At 66.3% G+C, this 23,781-nt stretch carries 24 protein-coding genes; 14 read left to right on the top strand and 10 right to left on the bottom strand.

The genetic code is table 11. The features are described from left to right. Positions 1-91: 91 nt before the first annotated feature. Positions 92-1,099: a P-loop NTPase family protein gene (locus EV662_RS18575; protein WP_207903652.1), complete on the bottom strand. Its 1,008-nt coding sequence runs from the start codon at positions 1,097-1,099 to the stop codon at positions 92-94. 364 nt (positions 1,100-1,463) lie between these two features. On the opposite strand from EV662_RS18575, the gene trbB reads away from it, so the two are divergent. The 13 genes from trbB to EV662_RS18510 all read left to right on the top strand — a co-directional run bounded on the left by trbB (position 1,464) and on the right by EV662_RS18510 (position 12,740). Then, positions 1,464-2,414 carry a P-type conjugative transfer ATPase TrbB gene (gene trbB / locus EV662_RS18570; RefSeq protein WP_481883020.1) on the top strand — a complete coding sequence of 317 codons (951 nt, stop codon included), beginning with the start codon at positions 1,464-1,466 and terminating at the stop codon, positions 2,412-2,414. Further along, positions 2,411-2,743: a TrbC/VirB2 family type IV secretion system protein gene (locus EV662_RS18565; RefSeq protein ID WP_132466135.1), complete on the top strand. Its 333-nt coding sequence runs from the start codon at positions 2,411-2,413 to the stop codon at positions 2,741-2,743. The genes trbB and EV662_RS18565 overlap by 4 nt, the downstream gene beginning before the upstream one ends. Further along, complete coding sequence (locus EV662_RS18560) at positions 2,743-3,024, top strand: VirB3 family type IV secretion system protein (protein ID WP_132466132.1); 282 nt, start codon at positions 2,743-2,745, stop codon at positions 3,022-3,024. The genes EV662_RS18565 and EV662_RS18560 overlap by 1 nt, the downstream gene beginning before the upstream one ends. Before the next feature lie 10 nt (positions 3,025-3,034). Beyond that, positions 3,035-5,530, top strand: coding sequence for a conjugal transfer protein TrbE (gene trbE / locus EV662_RS18555; RefSeq protein WP_132466129.1), 2,496 nt, complete (start codon positions 3,035-3,037; stop codon positions 5,528-5,530). Continuing rightward, positions 5,527-6,315: a P-type conjugative transfer protein TrbJ gene (gene trbJ / locus EV662_RS18550; protein ID WP_132466126.1), complete on the top strand. Its 789-nt coding sequence runs from the start codon at positions 5,527-5,529 to the stop codon at positions 6,313-6,315. The genes trbE and trbJ overlap by 4 nt, the downstream gene beginning before the upstream one ends. Before the next feature lie 13 nt (positions 6,316-6,328). Continuing rightward, positions 6,329-6,601, top strand: a complete 273-nt coding sequence (gene trbK-alt, locus EV662_RS18545) for a putative entry exclusion protein TrbK-alt (protein WP_132466123.1) — start codon at positions 6,329-6,331, stop codon at positions 6,599-6,601. A 3-nt stretch (positions 6,602-6,604) separates the two neighbouring features. Continuing rightward, entirely contained in the window at positions 6,605-7,954 is a 1,350-nt protein-coding gene (gene trbL / locus EV662_RS18540) for a P-type conjugative transfer protein TrbL (protein ID WP_132466120.1), read from the top strand. Beyond that, complete coding sequence (gene trbF, locus EV662_RS18535; protein WP_132466117.1) at positions 7,951-8,640, top strand: conjugal transfer protein TrbF; 690 nt, start codon at positions 7,951-7,953, stop codon at positions 8,638-8,640. The genes trbL and trbF overlap by 4 nt, the downstream gene beginning before the upstream one ends. After that, a complete protein-coding gene (trbG, locus tag EV662_RS18530; RefSeq protein ID WP_132466114.1) occupies positions 8,637-9,611 on the top strand; it encodes a P-type conjugative transfer protein TrbG in 975 nt (324 codons plus the stop codon). The genes trbF and trbG overlap by 4 nt, the downstream gene beginning before the upstream one ends. Then, positions 9,608-10,744 (top strand): TraB/TrbI/VirB10 family type IV secretion system protein, encoded by a 1,137-nt coding sequence (locus EV662_RS18525; RefSeq protein ID WP_132466111.1) that lies wholly within the window; start codon positions 9,608-9,610, stop codon positions 10,742-10,744. The genes trbG and EV662_RS18525 overlap by 4 nt, the downstream gene beginning before the upstream one ends. A 1-nt stretch (position 10,745) precedes the next feature. Further along, positions 10,746-11,003, top strand: coding sequence for a DUF2274 domain-containing protein (locus tag EV662_RS18520; protein WP_132466108.1), 258 nt, complete (start codon positions 10,746-10,748; stop codon positions 11,001-11,003). Between the two features lie 142 nt (positions 11,004-11,145). Continuing rightward, positions 11,146-11,436 carry a helix-turn-helix domain-containing protein gene (locus EV662_RS18515; protein ID WP_132466105.1) on the top strand — a complete coding sequence of 97 codons (291 nt, stop codon included), beginning with the start codon at positions 11,146-11,148 and terminating at the stop codon, positions 11,434-11,436. Between the two features lie 8 nt (positions 11,437-11,444). Continuing rightward, entirely contained in the window at positions 11,445-12,740 is a 1,296-nt protein-coding gene (locus EV662_RS18510; RefSeq protein WP_243695911.1) for a HipA domain-containing protein, read from the top strand. Positions 12,741-12,811: 71 nt separating this feature from the next. Here EV662_RS18510 and EV662_RS18505 read toward each other — a convergent pair whose 3' ends face one another. From EV662_RS18505 to EV662_RS18485, 5 genes are all read right to left on the bottom strand, one after another. Then, positions 12,812-15,805 carry a UvrD-helicase domain-containing protein gene (locus EV662_RS18505; RefSeq protein WP_243695910.1) on the bottom strand — a complete coding sequence of 998 codons (2,994 nt, stop codon included), beginning with the start codon at positions 15,803-15,805 and terminating at the stop codon, positions 12,812-12,814. A gap of 189 nt (positions 15,806-15,994) precedes the next feature. Beyond that, positions 15,995-16,366, bottom strand: a complete 372-nt coding sequence (locus EV662_RS18500) for a hypothetical protein (protein ID WP_132466096.1) — start codon at positions 16,364-16,366, stop codon at positions 15,995-15,997. Positions 16,367-17,171: 805 nt separating this feature from the next. Further along, positions 17,172-17,621, bottom strand: a complete 450-nt coding sequence (gene rnk, locus EV662_RS18495) for a nucleoside diphosphate kinase regulator (RefSeq protein ID WP_341799087.1) — start codon at positions 17,619-17,621, stop codon at positions 17,172-17,174. After that, complete coding sequence (locus EV662_RS18490; protein ID WP_132466093.1) at positions 17,618-18,112, bottom strand: hypothetical protein; 495 nt, start codon at positions 18,110-18,112, stop codon at positions 17,618-17,620. Before EV662_RS18490 ends, rnk begins: the two co-directional genes overlap by 4 nt. Positions 18,113-18,400: 288 nt before the next feature. Continuing rightward, entirely contained in the window at positions 18,401-19,264 is an 864-nt protein-coding gene (locus tag EV662_RS18485; RefSeq protein ID WP_425057048.1) for a sulfite exporter TauE/SafE family protein, read from the bottom strand. Here EV662_RS18485 and EV662_RS18480 point away from each other — a divergent pair. After that, positions 19,242-19,937 carry a FadR/GntR family transcriptional regulator gene (locus EV662_RS18480; protein WP_132466090.1) on the top strand — a complete coding sequence of 232 codons (696 nt, stop codon included), beginning with the start codon at positions 19,242-19,244 and terminating at the stop codon, positions 19,935-19,937. The genes EV662_RS18485 and EV662_RS18480 overlap by 23 nt on opposite strands. Before the next feature lie 6 nt (positions 19,938-19,943). Here the strand turns inward: EV662_RS18480 and EV662_RS18475 are convergent, their stop codons facing one another. The 4 genes from EV662_RS18475 to EV662_RS18460 all read right to left on the bottom strand — a co-directional run bounded on the left by EV662_RS18475 (position 19,944) and on the right by EV662_RS18460 (position 23,769). Further along, a complete protein-coding gene (locus EV662_RS18475; protein ID WP_243695909.1) occupies positions 19,944-20,891 on the bottom strand; it encodes a DMT family transporter in 948 nt (315 codons plus the stop codon). A 308-nt stretch (positions 20,892-21,199) separates the two neighbouring features. After that, complete coding sequence (locus EV662_RS18470; RefSeq protein WP_165915654.1) at positions 21,200-21,844, bottom strand: NnrU family protein; 645 nt, start codon at positions 21,842-21,844, stop codon at positions 21,200-21,202. A 30-nt stretch (positions 21,845-21,874) separates the two neighbouring features. Continuing rightward, on the bottom strand, positions 21,875-23,074 hold the full coding sequence (locus tag EV662_RS18465; RefSeq protein WP_132466084.1) for an NnrS family protein: 1,200 nt from the start codon (positions 23,072-23,074) through the stop codon (positions 21,875-21,877). Next, the gene (locus tag EV662_RS18460; RefSeq protein WP_132466081.1) at positions 23,071-23,769 is read right to left on the bottom strand and encodes a 5-formyltetrahydrofolate cyclo-ligase; all 699 of its coding nucleotides are present in this window, start codon (positions 23,767-23,769) and stop codon (positions 23,071-23,073) included. The genes EV662_RS18465 and EV662_RS18460 overlap by 4 nt, the downstream gene beginning before the upstream one ends. Positions 23,770-23,781: the final 12 nt, after the last annotated feature.

Here is a 23,781-nt window from a genome sequence, read left to right as displayed (position 1 = left end):
CCATCCGGAGCCGCTTCGCCGGCCACACCAGCCGTAGCGCCAAGACCCCTCATGCACTAAGACTGAAACCGGACCACTTCATCGGGGCAGGTCACTTGTCGTCTCTGATATCGTATTCAACCGTGATCAGCCGGACATCACCACTTGCAGCAGACACTTTGGCTGCCAATGCCGAATGCAGATCAGAGGGACAATTGTCGAGGACCATCACCGCGCGACGACCTTCGGCAAGCAGGCGATCCAGCATAGCAGATGCGGACGGATCGGGGTCTTGTCCCGTATCCACATAGACAGCGATCGTCCGGTCAAGTGGATCGCTACCGACAGTTTCGTCAAAGAGTGCTTGGACAATCCGCGTCTTACCCACACCCGAAAGTCCTGTGACGCGGATCGCTTTGTTTGATGTGCGTATCAGCCGACGCATAGGTTCTATTGCGTCTTCGATAGTGAGTTCCTGACCTCGCTCAGTCGGCACGTGGACAGTCACGCCTGGAGCAGAAATGAGAGTGTCAAGTGATCCTTTGGGCGGGTTGCTCCAGGCTCCATAAGGTTGCCATCCCGAATAACCCTGACCAAGCTTGCCTTTCAGCCACAGCAACACCGACGGGTGCTGCCGCACCCATTGGACCAGCTTTGAACGGTCGAAGAAATCGAGGTGGATGTTGTTCTTGTTTGGATCGTTGGCGACCGCTGCCCGCATGGCATCGAGGCGATCTTTCTTCATAGGTGGTGAACAATCGTCGGCGAGACTCACGATGATGTAACTGCCGCCGATGTGGGCTTGGTTTGCGATGGTCGGGTTTAGTTCTCCATCCTTCAGCATCTCCGCCGCAATTGCGGACTTTGGCATCGAGTCTTTCTTGGACTGAAGGATCGTATCTGGACGGGCCAGGAAGCCCGTTTCAAGTTTGGCAGCGTCCACTTCAACATGGATGTCGATGCCTTCATCTGGGGCCTTGATCGAGCCTGACCAACTAACACTCGCAGCGCTATGGCCATGTGCGGCAACCTCTGCCTCGGCAAGACGCGCTATCAATTCTTCCAGTCGTTCATCGGACAACCGAAGCAAGTCATCCTTTTCGATCTCAAAAATCGCCATCCTAGCACCCAAAGCACAAAATGTTGCAGGTCCACATAATTGAACACACGACATTTAGGAATTCCCACGCAATACTCAATAGCCATGCTGCGATGTAAGTTCTCAAAAGATCATTGTCTGCTTTTCAACCTGTTCTAAGTCGGGATGACCCCGCAGCGAATGACCGCTTCCCGCCGGACCGTCCGCCTTTCCCCTGTCTTCGCACGCCAGAACCCTACGCACCTTGAAGAGGTGTTGAGCGCAGCCGGTTTCCGCTTTTCTTGATGGACCCGATCCAGGGCCGCCCGTCGGCGACCACTCACGGAACGGGGACAGCATGGCAGAGGCAGCTCGAAAACCGGAAGCGATGGCCCGCGGCGCGCGGATGCTGCGCACGGCGCTCGGACCCGCCATCGCCGGGTTTCTGGAAGACCCGATGACCGTCGAGGTCATGCTCAATCCCGACGGGCGGCTTTGGATCGACCGGCTGTCCGAGGGCCTCTCCGATACCGGGGCCACGCTGTCGCCCGCCGATGGCGAGCGGATCGTGCGGCTCGTCGCCCATCACGTCGGGGCCGAGGTGCATGCCGCTCGGCCGCGCGTCTCGGCTGAACTTCCTGAGACCGGGGAACGCTTCGAAGGGCTCCTGCCGCCCGTGGTCACCGCGCCCTGTTTCGCGATCCGCAAACCCGCCGTCGCGGTCTTCACGCTCGCCGATTACGTCGTCTCCGGGATCATGTCAGAGATCCAGGCGGCGCTGTTGCGCGAGGGCGTTGCCACGCGGGCCAATATCCTCGTCGCGGGTGGGACCTCGACCGGCAAGACGACGCTGACCAATGCGCTCCTGGCCGAGGTGGCCGGATCGTCCGACCGCGTAGTCATCATCGAGGACACGCGCGAGCTGCAATGCACGGCACCCAACCTCGTCGCTCTGCGCACCAAGGACGGCGTTGCTTCGCTTTCCGATCTCGTCCGCTCCTCGCTCCGCCTGCGCCCTGACCGCATTCCCATCGGCGAGGTGCGCGGGGCCGAGGCGCTGGACCTGCTAAAGGCCTGGGGCACCGGTCATCCGGGCGGCATCGGCACGATCCATGCAGGCTCGACCCTCGGCGCCCTGCGCCGGATGGAGCAACTCATCCAGGAGGCGGTGGTGACCGTGCCGCGTGCCCTCATCGCCGAGACCATTGATCTCGTCGCCGTCCTCTCCGGGCGCGGGGCCAGCCGACACCTCGCCGAGCTCGCCCGCGTCGCGGGGCTCGGGCCAGACGGCGACTACCGCATCACCCCAGCGGCGCAGCAGACCGGGACGAAAACCGACACAGGAGACCCCTCATGACCCGATCCCTTCACCGGCTGCGCGCGCAGGCCGCCCATGCCGTCACCTACGCCACCGTCACCCTCATGCTGGCCGGACCCGCCCAGGCGGCAGGCTCTTCCATGCCCTGGGAAGCGCCGCTGCAATCGATCCTCGAGTCGATCGAAGGGCCGGTCGCCAAGATCATCGCGGTGATCATCATCATCGTCACCGGCCTGACGCTGGCCTTCGGTGACACCTCTGGGGGTTTTCGACGCCTGATCCAGATCGTCTTCGGCATCTCCATCGCCTTCGCGGCCAGTTCCTTTTTCCTGAGCTTCTTCAGCTTCGGCGGCGGGGCGCTGATCTGATGGATGGGACGTTTGAACAGCTGGCGGACGTGCCGGGCTTCACCGTCCCGGTCCACCGGGCGCTGACCGAGCCGATTCTGCTGGCCGGTGCGCCGCGGGCCTTCGCGATCCTGAACGGGACACTGGCCGGGGCCATCGGGCTCGGGCTGCAGCTCTGGGTCGCCGGGATCGTCATCGGCCTTCTGGGCCACCTGGTCGCGGTCTGGGCCGCGCGGCGCGATCCGCATTTCGTCGAGGTCGGACGCCGGCATTTGCGGCTTCCCGGTCATATCGAGGTTTGAGGGCGCGCCCATGATGAACCTCGCGGAATATCGCCGGAAAGGAACGCGGCTGGCGGATTACCTGCCCTGGGCGGCGCTGGTGGCCCCCGGCGTTGTGCTGAACAAGGATGGCAGCCTGCAGCGCTCGGCCCGATTCCGCGGCCCCGATCTCGACAGTGCGGTCGCGGCGGAACTCGTCGCAGTGGCGGGGCGCATCAACAACGCCTTTCGCCGCCTCGGCTCGGGCTGGGCGATCTTCGTCGAGGCGCAGCGCGTGGCGGCGGCGGACTATCCCGACAGCCGCTTTCCCGATCCGGCCTCGGCGCTTGTCGATGCCGAGCGCCGCGCGGGCTTCGCCGAGCAGGGGGTGCATTTCCAGTCGGACTATCTCATGACCTTTCTCTACCTGCCGCCCGCCGAGGAGGCCGCGCGGGCCGAGAGCTGGCTCTACGAAGGCCGCGACAAGACCGGCATCGATGCGGGCGGGGTGCTGCGCGGGTTCATTGACCGCACCGACCGGGTGCTGGCGCTCTTCGACGGCGTCATGCCCGAATGCCGCTGGATGGATGACCCCGAGACGCTGACCTACCTGCATTCCACCATCTCGACGCAGGCCCACCGCGTCCGCGTGCCGGAAACCCCAGCCTATCTCGATGCGCTCCTCGCCGACCAGCCGCTGATCGGTGGTCTCGAGCCGCGGTTGGGGAACGCCCATCTGCGCGTTCTCACTCTGTCGGGCTTCCCGACCGCCACCACGCCCGGGATCCTCGATGACCTAAACCGGCTGGCCTTTCCCTATCGCTGGGCGACCCGCGCGATCCTGATGGACAAGATGGAGGCCGCGCGGATGGTCGCCCGCATCCGCCGCCAATGGTTCGCCAAGCGCAAATCCATCGCCGCGATCCTGAAGGAAGTGATGACCAACGAGCAATCGGCGCTGGTCGATACCGATGCCGCCAACAAGGCCGCCGATGCCGACATGGCCCTGCAGGAACTCGGCGCCGATATCGCGGGCGAAGCCTATGTCACGGCGACCCTCATCGTCTGGGACGAGGACCCGCGCCGCGCCGACGAGAAACTCCGCCTGGTCGAGAAGGTTGTGCAGGGCCGGGACTTCACCGCCATGGTCGAGACGGTCAACGCCGTCGATGCGTGGCTCGGCTCGTTGCCGGGACATGCCTACGCCAATGTCCGCCAGCCGCCGATCTCCACCCTGAACCTCGCCCATATGATCCCGCTCTCCGCCGTCTGGGCGGGAGAGGAGCGCGATGCGCATTTCGACGGCCCGCCCCTGCTTTATGGCAAGACCGAGGGCGCGACGCCCTTCCGCCTCTCGCTCCACGTGGGTGATATGGGCCATACGCTGGTCGTCGGTCCCACCGGGGCGGGCAAATCCGTGTTGCTGGCGCTCATGGCGCTGCAGTTCCGCCGCTACCCGGGCGCCCAGGTCTTCGCCTTCGATTTCGGGGGCTCGATCCGGGCTGCCACCCTCGCCATGGGCGGCGACTGGCATGATCTGGGGGGCGAATTGACCGAGAATGCGGAAGCGACGGTCTCCCTCCAGCCGCTCGCCCGGATCGACGATCCTGCCGAGCGCTCTTGGGCCGCGGGCTGGATCAGCGCGATCCTCGCCCGCGAAGGCATCGCGATCACGCCGGAGGTGAAGGAGCATCTCTGGTCCGCGCTGACCTCGCTGGCCTCGGCCCCGGTGGGCGAGCGCACGATCACCGGTCTCGCCGTCCTGCTGCAATCCTCCGACCTGAAACAGGCCCTGCGTCCCTATTGCCTGGGCGGCGCCCATGGGCGCCTCCTCGACGCCGAGACCGAAGAGCTTGGCGCGGCCTCTGTCCAGGCCTTCGAGATCGAGGGGCTCGTTGGCACTGCCGCGGCGCCCGCGGTTCTCTCCTATCTCTTCCACCGCATCGGCGACCGGCTCGACGGGCGGCCGACGCTCCTGATCATCGACGAGGGCTGGCTCGCTTTGGATAACGAGGGCTTCGCGGGACAACTCCGCGAATGGCTGAAGACGCTGCGCAAGAAGAACGCTTCGGTGATCTTCGCGACCCAGTCGCTCTCGGATATCGACGCCTCCGCCATCGCGCCCGCAATCATCGAGAGCTGCCCGACCCGGCTGCTTCTGCCCAACGAACGCGCGATCGAGCCCCAGATCACCGCGATCTACCGCCGCTTCGGCCTCAATGACCGGCAGATCGAGATCCTCGCCCGCGCCACGCCCAAGCGCGACTACTATTGCCAGTCGCGGCGCGGGAACCGGCTTTTCGAACTCGGTCTCTCGGAAGTCGGCCTCGCCCTTTGCGCCGCCTCGTCCAAGTCCGACCAGACGCTGATCTCGGAGATCCTCGCAGACCACGGTCGCGACGGCTTCCTCGCCGCCTGGCTCGAGGCCCGTGGGGTCGCTTGGGCCGCAGAGTTGATCCCCGACCTCACCAATCTCGCGCCGGAGCCCGAGGCACCGGAAGTCCCGATCCACCAAATCCCCGAACCCGCAGAGGAAACCACCCCATGACCCATTCCGCCCATCGCCTGTCCCGTCTCGCCAGCGCCTCCGCATTGGCCCTGGCGCTCGCAGCTCCAATCGGCCTCGCGCCGATCTTCGCGACGCCCGCCCAGGCCTTCCTCTTCGGCGGAGGCGGGCGCATCGTCTATGATCCGCGCAATCATGCCGAGAACATCCTCTCCGCCGCCCGGGCGCTCGAGCAGATCAACAACCAGATCATCCAGCTGCAGAACGAGGCGCAGATGCTGATGAACCAGGCCCGCAACCTCGCGAGCCTGCCCTATTCCTCGCTGCAGGCGCTGCGGCAGAATGTCGACCGGACGCGGCAGCTTCTGTCCCAGGCGCAGAACATCGCTTTCGACGTCGCGCAGATCGACCAGGTCTTCCAGCAGGACTATGCCAACATCCCCATGGCCGCGCCCGAGGCGCAGCTTCTGGCCGATGCCCGGTCTCGCTGGGAAAACACCGTCGGCGGTCTGCAGGACGCGCTGCGCGTGCAGGCCGGCGTCGTCGGCAATCTCGATGGCCAGCGCGCCGAGCTCTCCACCCTGGTCGGCGAAAGCCAATCCGCCGTCGGCGCCTTGCAGGCGACCCAAGCCGGCAACCAGCTCCTGGCGCTGCAATCCCAGCAGATCGCCGACCTGATCGCCGTCGTTGCCGCCAATGGCCGCGCCTCGGCACTCGTCGAGGCCGAGCGGTCCGCGGCGGCCGAACAGGGCCGGGTCCAGCGCGAGCGCTTCCTCACCCCGGGCGCGGGCTACCAGCCCGGCAATGCCCGGATGTTCAACAACTGAGGGAGGCTGGCCCATGGAGGGATCGGTCCTCGCGCGCATCGCCGCCGTCGTCTTCGTCGCCATCGCGATCACCGCAGCGGTGGTCGAGATGGGCCGGGATGAGGAAGGGCAGGCGACGCGTCCGGCGGCAACCCTCATGCCGGAGACCGATCCCCTGCGGCTTGAACAACGGCGCTGCCAGGAACTGGGAGAGGCCGCGGCCTCCGATCCGGAGTGTCTCGCCGTCTGGGCCGAGACCCGCGACCGCTTCCTCGGACGGGAACGCGACCGGACCGGGGGCGAGTGAGCCATGGGCGGCACCGGCGTCATCGACACCTTTCTCGGGGTCTTCACCTCCTATATCGACAGCGGCTTCGGGCTGCTGGGGGGCGAGGTCGCCTTCATCGCCAGCACGCTCATCGTGATCGACGTGACGCTGGCCGCGCTCTTCTGGGCCTGGGGCGCCGATGACGACATCATCGCCCGCCTCGTGAAAAAGACCCTCTTCGTCGGTGTCTTCGCCTGGCTCATCTCCAACTGGAACAGCCTGGCCGCCATCGTCTTCGACAGTTTCGCGGGGCTGGGACTGCTCGCTTCCGGCACCGGCTTCTCCCCTGCCGATCTCCTGCGTCCCGGTCGGGTCGCGCAGACCGGTCTCGATGCCGGGCGGCCGCTTCTGGAATCCACCGCCGATCTCATGGGCTTCGTCGCCTTCTTCGAGAACTTCATCCAGATCGCCTGCCTGCTCTTCGCCTGGGCGCTGGTGCTTCTGGCCTTCTTCCTCCTCGCCGTGCAACTCTTCGTGACGCTGATCGAGTTCAAGCTGATGACCCTCGCGGGCTTCGTGCTGATCCCCTTCGGCCTTTTCGGCAAGACCGCCTTCATGGCCGAGCGGGTGCTGGGCAACGTCGTCTCCTCCGGCATCAAGGTGCTGGTGCTCGCAGTGATCATCGGCATCGGCTCGACGCTCTTCGGCCAGTTCACCGCTGGGTTCGGCGGCGTGACGCCCACCATCGACGAGGCCATGGCGATCGTTCTGGCGGCGCTCTCACTGCTTGGCCTCGGTATCTTCGGCCCCGGCATCGCCACGGGCCTCGTCTCGGGCGGGCCGCAACTGGGCGCAGGCGCGGCCGTCGGCACCGGGCTGGCGGTGGGCGGAGCGGCCGTCGCGGCAGGCGGCGGGGCCCTGCTCGGCGCCCGCGGGGCCGGGGCGCTGGCCTCGGGCGGGGCCGCCGCGACGCGCGGGGCTGCTGCCGCCACCGGGGCCGCGGCTACCGCCTACAGTCTCGGAGCGATGGGCCAGACTGGGGCCGCAAGCGTCGCCTCCGGTCTCGGTGGCGTGGCAAAGGCCGCGGGATTCGCGGCTGCATCGCCACTGCGCCGCGCTGCCGCCTCGGCCAGCAACGCCGTCAGGGCGAGCCATGCAGACGGCGCGCGCGCTGGCTTTGCCGCCACCGGCGGCACCTCCTCGCTCGGCAGCGTGCCAGGCGCCTCGACCGCCGCGTCCGACGCCGCTGGCAGCCCACCGGCCTGGGCACGCTCGATGCGCCGCAGCCAGGCCATGAGCCATGGCGTTTCCGCCGCCACCCATGCGCTGCGCGCTGGGGACAGCCCCGGCTCCGGCATCTCCGTTTCCCTTTCTGAAAGCGACCGCCAATGAGCCTCTTCAAACGCGCCGCCGCGCATTACGGCAAGACCCTGGAACCCGAGACTCCCTACCAGAAGGCCGCCCAGGTCTGGGACGAGCGCATCGGCTCCGCCCGGGTGCAGGCGAAGAACTGGCGCCTCATGGCCTTCGGTTGCCTGGTCCTCGCAGGCGGTTTCGCCACGGCGCTGGTCTGGCAATCGGCGCGCGGCACGGTGGTGCCCTACGTCGTCGAGATCGACCGGCATGGCGAGGCCCGCGCCGTCGAGGCCGCCAGCGCCGGGTATCGCCCCAGCGATCCGCAGATCGCCTGGCATCTCGCCCGATTCATCGAGGAGGTCCGGGGCCTGCCCGCCGATCCGATCGTGGTCCGGCAGAACTGGCTCCGCGCCTATGAATTCACCACCGACCGCGGCGCGTTGGCGCTCAACGACCACGCCCGCGCCAACGATCCCTTCACGCGGGTCGGCGAGGACCAGGTCTCGATTGAGGTCTCGAGCGTCATTCGTGCCTCGCCGGACAGTTTCCGGGTGGCCTGGTCCGAGCGGCACTACGAGAACGGCCAGCTCGCCCGCACCGAACGCTGGACCACGATCCTGACCATCGTGATCGACCCGCCGCGCACGGCCGAGCGCCTGCGGGCGAACCCCCTCGGCATCTATGTGAACGCGATCAACTGGTCGCGGGAGATGAGCCAATGACCCGACCGATCCTGCCCGCCGTGCTCCTCGCCACCACGCTCCTCGCCGGCTGCGCCAGCGACCGCCCGCCCGCATTCGCCTATGACGACGCGGTCCCACCTTTGCTGTCGCCGCCTGCCACGGCACCCGATGACCGGCCGCGCCCCCTCCATGTTCCGCCCGCCTGGACCCCGAGCCGGGGTGGGGAGGCGGCCGCGACACCCGTCGCCCAGGTCGGCAATGCCAATGCGGCCGCCCGCGTCGAACCGCGCCAGGCCGGGTATTTCAACGCGATCCAGATCTATCCCTGGTCCGAGGGTGCGCTCTATCAGGTCTACGCCGCCCCGGGCCAGATCACGACCATCGCGCTCGAACCCGGCGAGCGCCTGGCGGGCACCGGCCCGATCGCGGCCGGCGATACCGCGCGCTGGATCATCGGGGACACCGAAAGCGGCGCGGGCCGCGACACCCGCGTCCTCGTCCTCGTGAAACCCACAAGGCCCGACATCAGCACGAACCTCGTGATCTCGACCGACCGTCGCACTTACCTGATCGAACTCAACGCCAGCGAAGAAACCTGGATGCCCGCCATCTCCTGGGCCTATCCGCGCGCGCCCGAAGCCCCACGCGTCGCACCGGCCACGCCGCGCATCCCGCCCGCGCATGCCCGCAATCACCGCTACGGGCTGCAGGGCGACAGCCCGCCCTGGCGGCCGGTTTCGGTCTTCGACGACGGGCGCAGGGTCTATGTCGTCTTCCCGCGCGGCATTGCCCAGGGCGAGATGCCGCCGCTCTTCGTGCTCGGGGCCGATGGCGAGTTGGAGATCGTCAACTCCCGCATCCACGGCAACGTGCTGATCGTCGACCGGCTCTTCGGTGCGGCCGAGCTACGCCTTGGCCGCGGACCCCGGCAGGAGGTCGTCCGCATCCTGCGGATCGAACCCCAGACCGAGGGGGCCGTGGTAAGGCACGATGCGGAGCGAGGGACATGAGCGAGACATCGACCGACACCGCCGCCGCCATGCGCCTGCGCGCCGATCCGCCCCGAGTGACGCGGATTTCGCGCAAGGTGATTGTCGGCCTCGGCGTCGTCGCGGGCCTTGGCATCGGTGCCGCGCTGATCTACGGCCTTCAGCGCCCGGACCGGACCGCCGCACCGGAGGAACTGATCACCACGGACCGCCGCCAACCCGCCGATGGCCTCCGCGATCTGCCGGGCAGCTATGACGCGATCCCGCGCCTCGGACCGCCCCTGCCGGGCGACCTTGGCGGCGGCATCCTCGACGCGCAGCAACGCGGCCAGCCCATCGCGGCTCCGAGCCTCACGCCGCCCACCATGGACCCTGCGGAACAGCAGCGCCTTGCGGAACTGGAAGCGGCGCGCGTGAGTGACCTCTTCTTCCAGACGCGGCCCGGAGCGCCCGCGTCCACCGGGTTCCAAGTTCCGCCCGCGGCACCCGGAGGTGGAATGGCGGTCACTCCGGAGACCGATCCGCGCCAGGCCTTCCTGACCGGGCCGATCGACCGCCGCACGGTCGCCCCTGACCGCGTGCAGCCACCAGCGTCTCCGTACCTCCTGCAGGCCGGCTCCGTCATCCCGGCCGCGCTGATCACCGGGATCCGGTCAGACCTTCCCGGTCAGATCACCGCGCAGGTCACCCAGAGCGTCTATGACAGCCCCACCGGCAGCCTGCTCCTCATACCGCAAGGCACCCGCTTGGTCGGCGTCTATGATGACAGCGTCACCGTCGGCCAGCGCCGCGTGCTCCTGGTCTGGAACCGGCTGATCTTCCCCGATGGGCGATCTCTCGTGCTCGAACGCCAGCCCGGGGCGGATGCCGCGGGCTTTGCCGGTCTCGAGGACCGCGTCGACAATCACTGGGGGAGCATCCTGCGCGGAGCAGGGCTTTCGACCCTGCTCGCCGTCGGCGCGGAACTTTCCCTCGAGGAGGAAGACCGCCTCGCCCGTGCCTTGCGCGACGGAGCCCTCGACACGATCAACGAGGCCGGCCAGCGCATCGTTCAACGCCAACTCGAGGTCCCGCCGACCCTCACCATTCGCCCGGGCTTCCCCGTCCGCGTGATCGTCACGCGCGATCTCGTCTTCGCGCCAGCCGGAGGCTGACATGACCAAGCTGAAACTCGGACCGATCCCGGACGACAAGCCGGTGAAGCTTAACGTGGAGCTGCCCGCAGAGCTGCATCGCGACCTGATCGCCTATGGGGAAATCCTCGGTCGAGAAGCCGGAATGGGGCCGATTGAAGCCAAGAAGCTGGTGGTTCCCATGCTCGAGCGGTTCATCGCGACGGATCGTGGGTTTGCGAAAGCGCGGCGCGCACCGCGCGGGACGGAAAAGGCGCCATCGGGGCGCGGGGAGGCCTGATTGGCGCCAACCGCCTTATCGAATACGGTAATGGCGGGTTGGTTTTGGTCGAAACCTATACTGTTTTACCGATAAAGATAAGCCAGCTTGAAATCCCGGACATCCGCCGGCATATTTACCGAAAAAGGTAACCTGTGTCGCCATGACCGCTGAAATCGAATCTAACTTTCTCGCCGATATCGGGCGGCGCGTCCGGGCGCTGCGTGCGGATCAGGACCTCACGCTCGAGCAGCTTGCCCGCCTCACCGGGATCAGCGCGCCCGCGCTGTCGCTGATCGAGACGGGCAAGCGCGACGCAAGGCTGACGACGCTCGCGAAGATCGCGGCGGCGCTTCGGGTGCCGATCAGGGCCCTGCTGGAGGATCAAACAAACGACGCCAGCACCGGTGGCGACGCCCCCGCTGAAGGCTACGATCTCGGGGATTACCTGTGACGCGATCCGTGCCCGTCTGGTTCGATGCGCTGCATGTGGCCGATGTCGAGGTCGCCGCGGATGGCGCGCTCTCGCTGCGCTACGCGGACCGCTGGCGGCAGACGGCAGGCGCGTTCCCCCTGTCGGTCACGATGCCCCTGCGTGCAGAGCCGTACACGTCCGAAATCATCTCGCCCTGGCTCGCGAACCTCTTGCCGGAAGAGGAACAACTCCGCAGCCTCACACGCTCCCTTGGCCTCGATCAGGCGGATGCGCTGGCCATGCTCGAACGGATCGGCGGCGATACGGCCGGCGCGCTTTCCTTCGGGCTGGCCTCCGACCGCAGCCGGTGGGCCTATCGCCCGCTCACCGATCTCTACGGCATCGACACTCCCGCCGCGGCGCTCGAGCACCATTTCGAGGATCTCGGCAGCCGACCGTTCCTCGTGGGGGAGGAGGGCGTGCGACAATCGCTGGCCGGCGGCCAGAGGAAATCCGCGCTCGCCGTGCTAGATCCCGATGGCAGGCCGGTGCTGCGCCTGCCCGAACCGGGGGATGTCCTGGCCGTCCCGCTGCACGGGGCGCCGTCGACCCTGATCGTGAAACCGGACAACCCCAACCTGCCCGGCATCACCGAGAACGAGGTCTGGTGCCTCCGGATGGCCGCGGCCATCGGTCTCGAGGCGGCGCAGGCAACCATCCTGCGCGCCGAGGGCCGCAGCGCGATCGCTGTCCTGCGCTATGACCGCAGGCTCGGCCGGCACGGGCAGCTGGTGCGCCTCCACCAGGAGGATTTCGCGCAGGCCAACGGCCTGCCCCCCGGCCGGAAATACGAGCGCGGCACGCTGCCCGGGCTCGATCTGAAGACGCTTCTCGACACAGGTCGGCATGTCAGCGCGCGCGGTGCGCTGGCTTTGCTCGACCAGGTCATCTTCAACATCCTCGTCGCCAATACCGACGCGCATGCGAAGAACTATTCGCTGATCCTGCCCCTGGCCGAGCTGCCCCGTCTCGCGCCCCTCTACGATGTCTCCTCGGTGCTGGCCTGGCCCCATGTGGTGCAGGCCTACGCCCAGAACATCGCGGGCAAGAAACGCACGGCCGACGGCATCGCGGGCCGGCAATGGGAGGCGATTGCCCAAGAGATCGGCTATCGCCCGACCGATGTCCGCAACCGCGTCCAGGAGCTCGTCGATCGCCTTGTGGCCAACCGCGTGCGGGTCACCGAAGAGGTCGCGGCCCTGCCGGGCGCAACGGCTGGATACGTCGCGCAGGCCGCGCAGCTCGTCGAGGCCAACGCGCTCCGGATCGCCGGGCGCCTCTAGGGTGCGGGCTCAGCGTTTTCGGTGAGGGGTCCAAGCCGGCCCGTATCTTCCGAGCCGCGCTCCTATTTTTCTCAGGACGTTCGGTTCCACGGACCGCGCTTGCCCTTCGCCCGGCTCCGTGTCGGTTTTTCGGATGCGCCACCCGATGTCCTGTCGTTGCCCTTCACCCGCGTCCTGCCCTTGCAGCGCGGGTAGGTCACGCAGCCAAGGAACGGGCCGAAGCGGCCTTTCCGCTCGACCAGCCAACCGTCCCCACAGCTCGGACAGGCCGGGAAGCGGGTGCCACAGCTACAGACGAAGACGTCGGGTTCGGATTTCGACCGTTCCGGGAGGTCATTGCCGCAGGCGGGGCAGGCCGGACGGGATGTCCGACAGTGCCGACGGTGCTCGCAGACGAACCGCAGGCCTGATCTCTCCGACCGTTTCGGGATTAGACGCCCGCCGCAGGCCGGGCAGCGGTGAACGACCGGCGTGGCCGCCTCGCCGAGTTCGACGGCGCCGTAGTCGGGGTTTTCGATCAGTTCGCGCACGAAGGCGGAGGGTTTGTTGCCCGGCGCGAGGAGGGTGACGGTCTTCCGCGCGCGGGTCAGCGCCACGTAGAACACCCGGCGTTCCTCGGCGTGCTCGAACTTCTCCGGCTCCGGCAGGACGAGATCGAGGATCGGATCGTCTACGATCTCCGAGGGGAATCCAAACCGGCCGCTCTCGGCGCCGAGAATGACGACGTGGTCGGCCTCGAGCCCCTTGGAGGCATGGACGGTCTTGAAACTGATCGAGAGACCGGGGTGCTCCCGTTCCAACGCCGCGATGTTCTTCGGCCGAAGGTGCCGGTAACGCCCCACCAGGAGAACGGTGGTTTTCTTGTCGCTGGTGCCGGCCATGGTCCCGCGAATGTCGGTCAGCACCTGCTGCAGGGCGGCCGCCTCCTGCTTCGGCGCCACGTAGGCCACCCGGATCGCCGGGGCGGCGGCGGTGCCCGCGGGGATCACCGCCTTGGTGATCTGGGAGGCGTTCTTCAACACGAAGCTGCGGGCGGGCAGGGCGATCCGGTCGACGCTGCGGAAGGTGCGGCCGAGATCGACCGTGCGATGGATGCCGGTCTTCCCGGCAAAGGTGCCGCCGAATTCCTGACCGAAGTTCCGCATCAGCCGGATGTCGGACCCGGTGAAGCGGTAGATCGACTGCCAGTCGTCGCCGACCGCGAAGATGCGCGCGTCCGCATGCTGCGCCTTGAGGGCCCGCAAGAGCTCGGCGCGGCCCTGGGAGATGTCCTGGAACTCGTCGACCAGCAGGTGGCGAAAGGGGCTCTTGTAGCGTCCTGCGCGCACATGCGCCGTGGCCCGAGCGATCATGTCCTCGAAATCGATCCGCGGTCCGAGACGCTCCTGGTACTCGGCATGGACGGGCTCGAAGATCTCGAGGAAGGCCCGGCCGCGCGCCTTTTCCTTAAGCCCCTCGGTCTTCTCACGGCATTCCTCCACCGTGCGCCCGGACCCCTTGAAGTGCCGCAGGAAAGTGCCGAGCGTCTGGGTGAAGGCATCGACCTGGCCGAGTTCCGTGAGCCGTTCGAAGACCTGCTCGGGCGGACGCGGGTTCAGCGTCACGTAGGGCTCCAGCTTCTCCGCCAGCGCCTTGGTCAGGCGGCCCTCGACGCGTTCGTAGCTGTAGGTCTCGACCAGCGTGGTGCCGTGCTCGGCATGGACCTCGCGTTTCCAGGCCATGTCCTCGAGATAGCTATCGCGGTCGATATAGGGCGCGGTCGTGAGCACCTCGGTCCCGTCCGGCCCCGGTGCTTTCCGAACCCCGAAATGTTCGATATAGACGCCGCTCGCGGTCAGCCGGAAATCCGGCGTGTAGGCGCCACGGCCGGTCTTCGGCAGGGGGTGCTCGTAGAGCGGCTCGTATTCGTAGGCGATGCCGTTGAGGTAGAGCCAGTTGGCGATCTGAAGCTCCTCGAAGCTCCGGACGCGCTCGCCTTGCAGGCTGCGCAATTCTTGTTCCTCGACGTAGCTGTAATATTCGTGCTTGCTCTTGAATTCCCAGGGGCTGCGTTCCGGGCGGAAGAATTCGGCGAACCACTGGATAAGCAGGTGTAGGGCCTTGCCCGGGCGCGAGGCGAGGTCCCGGAGGATGTCCCGGATCAACGCGTTGAACTGCGCGTCATCCGAGGCATGGTCCGCCAGCGCCGGGGCCTGGCCCTCCACCTCGGCGATGATGCCATAGGCCAGCGCGTGGAAGGTCTTCGCCGCCACCGGTGCCCCGCAGCGCGCTTCGATCCGCCCCGCCATCTCGGTCGCGGCGTCCTTGCCGAAGGCCATCAACAGGATGTCCTCGGGCGGCCGGATGCCGCGTTCGATCAGGTAGGCCGCCTTCGCGGTGATCACGCTGGTCTTGCCCGATCCGGCACCCGCCAGCACGAGCGTGGCGTCCTCGTCCGTCGCCACGGCGAGGCGTTGTTCCGGCGTGAGCGGGTTCGACTCGATCTGGTCGAAGAAGTCCTGCATGTCCGAAAGTTCCGCCTCGACGAAGCGGGCGATCGCCTGGTCCCGCATGCGCACCGGATCGCGATGGAACGCGCCGATCCTGTCGAGCGCCTGGGCCCGGTCGGGCGGCATGGCTTCCCTGGGGAGATCGACGGGGATCGCGGCGAAGAGCCTCCGGGTGCGCTCCACGAAGGGCTCGAGCAGGCACGCCGCCGGATAGCGGCGGGGCAGCTCCAGGCGTTCGACGGCTTGCGCGAGCGCGTCGATCTCATCGGCATGGGCGGCGATCTGCGTGCCGATGGCGTCCCGCCACGCCGTATTCAGGGCGGTGACGAACGGCGCCGCCTTCTTCGGCTTGATGCCGGCAACCCGAAGGCTGGAACCATCCATGAGCGGAATGGTCAGGGACGAGAACGGAAATCCCTTCTCGACGCACGAAGCTCCACTGATATCCACAAGGGTGACGTGTCGCAGCGGTTTGCCGAGAACTGTGAGCCCGTCTTCCTCGAGCGATAGACCGCGCGATCGCTTCCCGAATAGGGACAAAACCAGTCCCGCGAACCTGTTACGTTGAACCTTCATGTCGGCACCCATATCGCACGACCGAGGGCTCTGCCATGCGATGGAAGGGCCTGCCTTGATCCGGCCAACGAGACAGATTGTGTCTGTTGGCACTTGGCGTGGGCAGGGCGACCCTTCGCTTCGCGAGAGCCTTTCAATGCCGTTTCGTCTTCGGGGATTGAACAGACCCATTTCACCTGGGGAACCGCGTCAATCCTCACAGGCGATGAAGCTCGATGACCCTCTGAACTGGTTGTACACCACTGGGTTCTTGCAGATCTCGTTGCCCTTGCTGCCGATTACGATCATCGCCCCAAGGACGCCGTTGGTATCCGCCCAAACTGGCTTTTCGCGGGGTGCACGATACTTCGTTCCGCCGACAGTCACCTCGTTCTTGCAGGAAATGTAACGGCCTATGGCGTAGGGGTTCTTGCAGACGACCCGTCCACGGGCCTGCACGACGTAACCGGTGAGAACCCCCTCGGCGAATGGTGCCCGGCCATCGGTGATCACGGCATTGACCTCTGCCTGAACAAGCGCAGTGGATAACAAGTATACTGTGACCGCCAGACCCAGCTTCATAATGCGTCTCCTCCAGGGATAAGGCGTGCGCGTTGGCACTGGTATTGCCCAAGGCATACAGAATGACTTCTCACGCCGGCTTTTTTGTGACGTACTCGAAGCGTCATCTGAGTTGGTGAATGTCGCGCCTTGCGGGCACGCCCAGCAGTCTCAGGGGGCTGCGAAGTCAGCGGCACGATCTACCCGAGGCGACCGCGCTCTCGCGGATGGCAACAAGCCCCTCCTTCGGCCAAGTTATCTTCGAGTTGCAATACCGCGCCCATGTGCGCTGCTACATTGCCATCGCTCACCCATGCCGCAGGTACGCTGTGGGAAAGGGAGGATGAGCGATGGATTGGGAGGGTGAAAAAAGCTCTATCTGCGCTGCCGTGAACCTGCTGAAGCTGTCGTTCGCGTAGAGAAACTGGACGACGGCAATGCGCAGATAGCGACCGTCACAGAATGGGTGCTGCGGAGTAAGCCATAAGGCCGGTTGGCCCACAGTCCGGAGCCTCGCCACATCCTCGAGCGCTACGGCGCGATTCACCAGACCGGCCATTCGCCGCATGCGAAAGTTCCACTCCCTGGTCGCGGCCGGTTGAGCAGAATCTTCGCGCCTTTCGATCTCATACCTTGATCGCCAGCAGACCCGCATTTTGGAGGCATTTGTCTCAAGCGCAACGCTCGCTTTGGCTCTGGCGTAGATTTCCACGGGTAGCTTTCCGGCGACGGATGCCGAGGAAGACGACATGCCGTCACTTAATTCTGTGGCTTACTCCGTTCACAGGGATGGGCAGGGAGAGTTAAGGGCTCCAATATGCGTCCATCACGCCTTTTCCGGTTCGCTTGATGTGACCTTCAGGACCGTCAGGGTCCGTCGATGGCCGTCCCGCGTCTCCCAGTGGAAGGCGGCGCCTTCGGACAGGCCGATCAGGGCCACGCCAAGCGGGGTCATGACCGAAACCCGGCCCGCACCGATATCCGCGTCCTCGGGAAAGGAGAGGCTGATCGTTTTCTCCTCTCGGGTCAGTTCGTCGCGATAGGTGACGCGATTTCCGATCGTCACGACATGCGCCGGAAACTTGGCGGCAGGCATGATGCGCGCCCGCGCAAGTTCCTCGAGAAGGCGGTCGGACAATTGCGGATTGCGCTTCGCCGCACCCTCGGCCAACGCTTCGAGCCGGTCGAGGTCTTTTTCACTTATGACGATTTTGGGGCGAAGCTTTGAGCGCGACGTCGATTTAGTCTGGATATTCATGGTGATTACCTGCCTCAAGCTTGAAAGAGTAAATTGCGCGTGTCAGGCGAAGCGGCATCGTCCGGATGTCGGACGTCAAGCAGCAAGAGCGTGACGATTGAGCCGTCGTCCCGAAGGAGGGGCGCACTGGTGCCGGCACGCATTCCCAGGAGCGTCGCGCCAAGAAGCGAGGACACCGGAATGATCCCGTACCTCCCGCCTGCGCGTGCCCGATGGCTGAGCAACCCGGTTTTGGAAACCCCGGCACCGAGAGAATAGACGACATGCGACCCGGCGGCGGCCACATCATTCGGCACATCACCGGGGACAATGGCGGCGCTTTGCATTTTATGACGCAGAACATGCTGCAGGAAGAGCGATCGCATCTCTCCGTCCGTGTCGCAAAGCCGAACAAGCTTGGAAAGCTCATGCCGGTCGGCCTGCGTCAGCGTGACGGCAGGTCGTACAACCATGCCGCAACGGGGGCTCTGTGAGATTCTGCGCGTGGTTTCGAATGGACCGATGACCATGGCTTCTCCTCGAACGAGTCACTCGTTCAGTTCCGGATTAGGATGTCGAGGAGCCCCGGGGGTACGCTGGCGAAAATGCACCCTGACCGCCCGGGGTTACCGGCGGTTCAGCAGACGAAAGACATTATGCTCATTGCAGACCACCATCCCAGCAAGCTAGTGGCTCGGTTGCGATTGGTCAATCCGGGTCGTCCGGTCGGGATCGCAACCGCAGGAAGTCGGCCAATTTCTGCCGATCGGCGTAGCACGGCATCGGGGTGTTCGAGCCTTCCGTTGGGCAACAAGGACTTACCTCAGGAAAAAGACGAGGGACATGCTTGCGCCGACCAGTGCAATGAAGGCCCGGAGCGCCCTCACATTGTGGATGCGCCGCGAGAGCGCCGCGCCGATATACCCACCGATGGCCGATGCGGCGCCGAGAACCAGTGCTTCTTTCCAGGCGATCAGGTCGGCAGCAATGTAAACCGTAACGGAGACCGCAGAGAGGACGGACGAGACAAGGTTCTTCAGCCCGTTCATCTCCCTCAGGTCGGTAAGGCCGATCAGGCCGAAGGCTGCGAGAAGCAGGATCCCGACGCCGCCGTTGAAATAGCCGCCATAGATCGTGACCGCCAAGAGCACGGCAGCCGCCTGCGGCAGTCCAAACGTGCCCTTTCCCATGCGGGCGATGCGCCGCGTGATCGGAGGGCCGAAGGCAAAGGCCGCGGTGGCAAAGGCCAGCAGCCACGGAACCACACCTGAAAAGACGGCGCTCGGCGTCACCAGCAGCAGAACCGCGCCCAGGATTCCGCCCAATGCGGATACAAGCAGAACCAGACGCACAGGCAGGCTGCGCGCCCGACGGACGTCCGCACGGAACGCCCAGGCGCTGCAGAGATAGCCGGGCAAGGCCGCAAGGGTAGCGGTCGCATTGGCCATGATCGGCGGCACGCCGGTCCAGACAAGGGCCGGAAAGGACAGAAAGGTCCCTCCTCCGGCCACGGCGTTCAGCGCGCCCGCGGCAAGGCCCGTGAGGATCAGGACAAGGTATACGGTCATTGCAACCTCCGGCCCGGGAACCATCAACCCGCTCTTGCGCGAAACCGCAATGGTCTGCAAATTGGTACGCATCACCTTGGACGCATGACCAATGCCAAGAACGAGTCCAGCCATTGCATTGGAACGATTGCGCGCGCTTCTAGACGAGCAAGCGCCGCTCATCGGCGATCGCCTGCCGACCGAACGCGCTCTTGCGGGGCTTCTGGGGTGCAGTCGCCAGACCGTGCGCGCGGCATTGCTGGAGATGGAACGGGAAGGCGAAATCTGGCGGAAGGTCGGCAAGGGCACGTTCCGCGGACCCGCGCCGCTTGGCCACCCCGTCAAGGAGACGATCCTGCTGAGTGCGACCGCCCCTGAGCAGCTTATGCAGGCCCGGCTGATGATCGAACCGCCAATCGCGGCAGAGGCCGCAAGACGCGCCTCGGCGCCCGACGTGGCCTATCTCGAGGGCCTCGTTGCGCAAGGAAGAGGCGCCTCTGGACGGGCCGAGGCGGAGACGGCCGATGCCGGGTTCCATCGCGGCGTGGCAGAAGTCGCAGGAAACCCCTTGCTCGGCGGGTTTCTCGACTACCTTGCGAGCGCGCGGCGTCGCGCCGCCTGGCAAAGGGAATGGGATCGGACCTACCGCCGGATCGGCGTCAGGGAATTCGCCGGCCTGCACAGCGATCAGCATGGCGATGTCGTCGCTGCAATTGGCCGGGGCGATCCGCAGGCCGCCGAAGCCGCAATGCGGGCCCACCTGAGAACCATCATGGGCGCGATGCAGCAGCCGGACGACAGGGGGTGACGCCCCCTATCGCTCAATCGGCTGGCATGTGGCGGCCTCCACTTCGCGCTGGCGCTCGCGATAAAACACATAGACGCCGGAGCCCAGGATGATCGCCGTGCCCAGCAGCGTCATTCCATCCGGGATTTCGCCGAAGACGAGGTACCCCACAAGGGTCGCGCCGACGATCTCCAGATACTGGAACGGCGCAAGCAGGCTCGCCTCCGCCTTGCTGAATGCGAAGGTGATCGCGAGGAATGCAACCATCGCAAGGGCCCCAGCCGCGAGAACGATCCAGAGAACCCAGCCCGGCAATCCGGAGACGGCGGTCCGCTCGAACCCGAGTGCGCTTGCCAAGAGATGCGCCACCAGAACGATGGCTCCGGCCGACAGAGAGGCGCCGAACTGGAAGGTCAGCGCGGACCGGTCGCGCGTCGCTTTCCGCATGACGATCATGTTGAGCGCAAAGGCCAGTGCGGCCAGCACCGGCAGCAGGACGACCGGCCCGAACTCGACGAAGTTCGGCCGGATCACGATCAGGGCCCCGATCAGGCCGACACCGACCGCGGCATACCTGCGCGGGCCCGGAACTTCGCCGAGGAACGGACCGGCCAACAGCGTCAGGAGCAGTGGCTCCACGAAGAAGATCGCAATCGCGGTGGCGATCGGCATCGATGCGAAGGCGGTCACCAGAGACAGGCTCACGGTGACAATGAGCAGGGCCGAGACGAGCGATGCAGCCGATAGAAGTGACCCGCTGAGATGGTGCCGAAGGATCACCGCGACCGGGACGAAGAAAGCCGCCTGCACCAGTGTGCGCCAGACGGTCACTTCGAATGGTGTGGCAAACCCGGTCAGGGTTTTCGAGATCGCGTCCCCGATAGGCAGCAACGCCATGGCCATGCACATCGCGGCGATACCGGCGCGCTTCTCGAAACCGGCGAGATCGGACGGGACAACGGTCAGGTGTGCCATGAAAAACCTCCTCTGACACCGCGGCGGCGGTGCTGGAACAGATCCGGGCGTGCAGGACGATACTGGGGGAACGGAATGACGCCATCATCCCGTGGCTGCCGGGTAGACCCTTATCCTCCCGCCGTCAACACTCTGGGTTGCACACTGGGAGAAATGGCTCGACTCCGTGGCATGTCATCGGTGGCGGGTTGCGTGGTTGATGCAAGCGACGCGCTCGGCGGTCCGCCAGCGGAGGGGACGGCACCTGCATCCATTGTCGGCGGCCATGTTCTCCGGTGCGCCGAACGAACCGGGGCCGTGTCATAAGCCTATGGGGTGAACTGTTCCAGTATGCCGCCCCCCGCCAGCCACGGATGCTGCACCATGAGCAGGGCCATGGCGACAAGGCCACCGGCAAAGCGGGCCCTCGCGCCTGGGGGCAAACGCATGGGCGCCGACCGCATCTGCGCAACGGCTCGCCGCCAGACCTCGTCCCCCATGTCCCGCTGCCGCCGCCGGTCGATGGCCCACGTGCCCAGCAGGGAAAACAGGGCAAAACTGCCGAACATCAGGCCATGGGCCAGGTCGCCGTTCGCGATCAGATGCGCCCCCGACCACAGCAACAGCGCCAGCAGTACCGGGTGGCGGCAATAGCGCAGGATGCCCGGGTCGCGCGGGTCGAACGCCGTATTCCGAAGGCCGCCGAAGGACAGGGGGTTGGGGCGGAACAACCCGAAGACCAGGACCAGGATGGCCGCCGTCGTCGCCACCAGAACAAGGCAATGGGCACCCGGCGGCTCGGGCCACAGGGCCAGATACGGCGCCCGGTTGGCGGCCACCAGGAGAACGCCAAGCATCGCCAGCGACTGGAACGAATAGGCGATGCCGAAGCCCGCACGCCCCAGCCGCCTGACCAGCCAGGACCGGACGGGCGGGCGCACCGGAATGGAATGCAGGATGAAGAAGCCTGACAAGACAGCGATGAATCCGCCTCAGCCCATCCCTCAGTGCTCCGGACGGTGTCTCAGGACGTATCGCCCATATAGCATGGCAAAGCCGCCGAAGGCGCCGATCCAGGTCAGGCCGGAGAGGGTATGGAACAGCGATGCAAGGCCCGGAAATGCGCCTGAAAGCAGGCGTGCCAGAACCGCAAGCAGCAGCAACAGGTAGATCGCGATCGTGCCGGTATCGGCGCGCAGCGTCTGTCCTGTATGGCCGAGCGTCGCGCGCGTCATCACCGCCAGCGTCATCAGACCAAGTCCACCGGCCATCCAGACATGCTGGGCAGAGCCCATGCCGACCGCGTCCGGCCAGAACACCGTGGCCCCCACGGCCAACGCACCGAGCGGCACGAAGAGGTAGCCCGCATGCAGGACCAGCACCAGCGGCTCGGCGCTGGTGCGGTGCCCCGCCCACCGCGCCAGCCGGATCAGATGCAGGCCGCCCGCGAGCTGCAGGGCCGTGCCGGTCACCATCGCCATGGGCGCGATGACCCAGAGCAACAGCGCGAGGCCGAGCGCCAACAGCGCCAGCTTGTCGAAGCGCTGCATCGGCGGGGTGGGCAGGACCGGGCTGTGCTGCCGGACCAGCCAGTTGCGGGTGAAGGACGGCACGATCCGCCCCCCGATCACCCCGATCATCATGATCCCGGTCCCAAGACCCAGCCGCAGCCCCACTCCCTGTGCACCGGGGTACCCCCGCGCAGCCTCCCAGTGGAACAGGGCGTTGCCGAGGATGAAGAGGCAGAGCATGGCCAGCACGATCAGGTTGCGCCAGTTGCGTCCCGCGACGATCTCGCGGCCGAGCACCGAGGCCAGTGTGACCGGGAACAGCAGATCGGCCATAGCGACTGAGATGGGCGGCAGTTCCGCGGACAGGGCGACGGCGATCCGGCCGAGACACCAGGTGGCGAAGAGCGCGCCGAGTGGCCAGCCGACGATGGGCAATCGCCCGGTCCAGTTGGGTACCGCCGTCAGCAGAAAGCCCGCGGCGACCGCGCCGAGATAGCCGAACAGGAACTCGTGCGCATGCCAGGAGATCGGGTCTAACGCGGTCGGCAAGGCGAGGCGTCCGCTGAGCATGCCGATCCAGAGCGCCATGGCGAGCGCCGCCCAGAGCGCGCCCCCAAGGAAGAACGGCCGGAACCCGAAGCTCAGGATCGCCGGCCCGGTCCAAGCCCGCATCTTCTCGGCCGTGCTGCTCATGGGGCCTCCCGCGTGACCTGGACACCCGCCTCGGTCAGGATGAAGTCGAGTGCGATGTCGTGCGGTTGGGGGTAGATCGTGGCGAGCTGCGCGGACTGGAACCCGATCCCGATGGTCGCGGGGCGCGGGGACAGCGCCGCCAGCGTGCGGTCGAAATAGCCGCCGCCATAGCCAAGGCGATAGCCTGCGCCGTCCCAGCCCATCAGCGGCGCGAGCATGATCGCGGGCGTGACGCGCGCCGCCTTGGCGGGCGGGACGGGGATGTTCCAGTCGCCCAGCACCATCCGGGTGGTCGGAGCCCAACGGCGGAACACCAGGGGCGCCGCCTTTTCCTCCACGATCGGCAGCGCGATCATGACGCCCGCGTCGTGCAGGTCGGCCAGGGCTGCGCGCAGGTCGGGCTCGCCCTTGATCGGCCAATAGCCGGACAGGACACGGCCCCGCGCGCCGCCGAAACGGTTCGAAAGAAGATCGAGCAAATGCCCGGCCAGCGCCTGGCTTGTCCTGCGGTGCTCCGCCACCGGGATCTTCCCACGCGCGCCGCGCAGCCGCGCGCGCTCCGCCCGGCGCCATCGGGCCACATCCCTGGCCTGCGTGGAGTCCGTGCCGAGCGGGTTGAAATAATCGGGTGCGATTTCGCCCGCCATGCAGGGAGGCGAGGCGAAGCGGGCTGCCGGTTTGTCCTGGTCGTTCATCTCATCCTCTTC

It is taken from the genome of Rhodovulum marinum (assembly GCF_004343075.1).
GTDB classification, from domain to species: Bacteria; Pseudomonadota; Alphaproteobacteria; order Rhodobacterales; family Rhodobacteraceae; genus Rhodovulum; species Rhodovulum marinum.
This window is presented reverse-complemented; position numbering and strand designations above follow the sequence as displayed.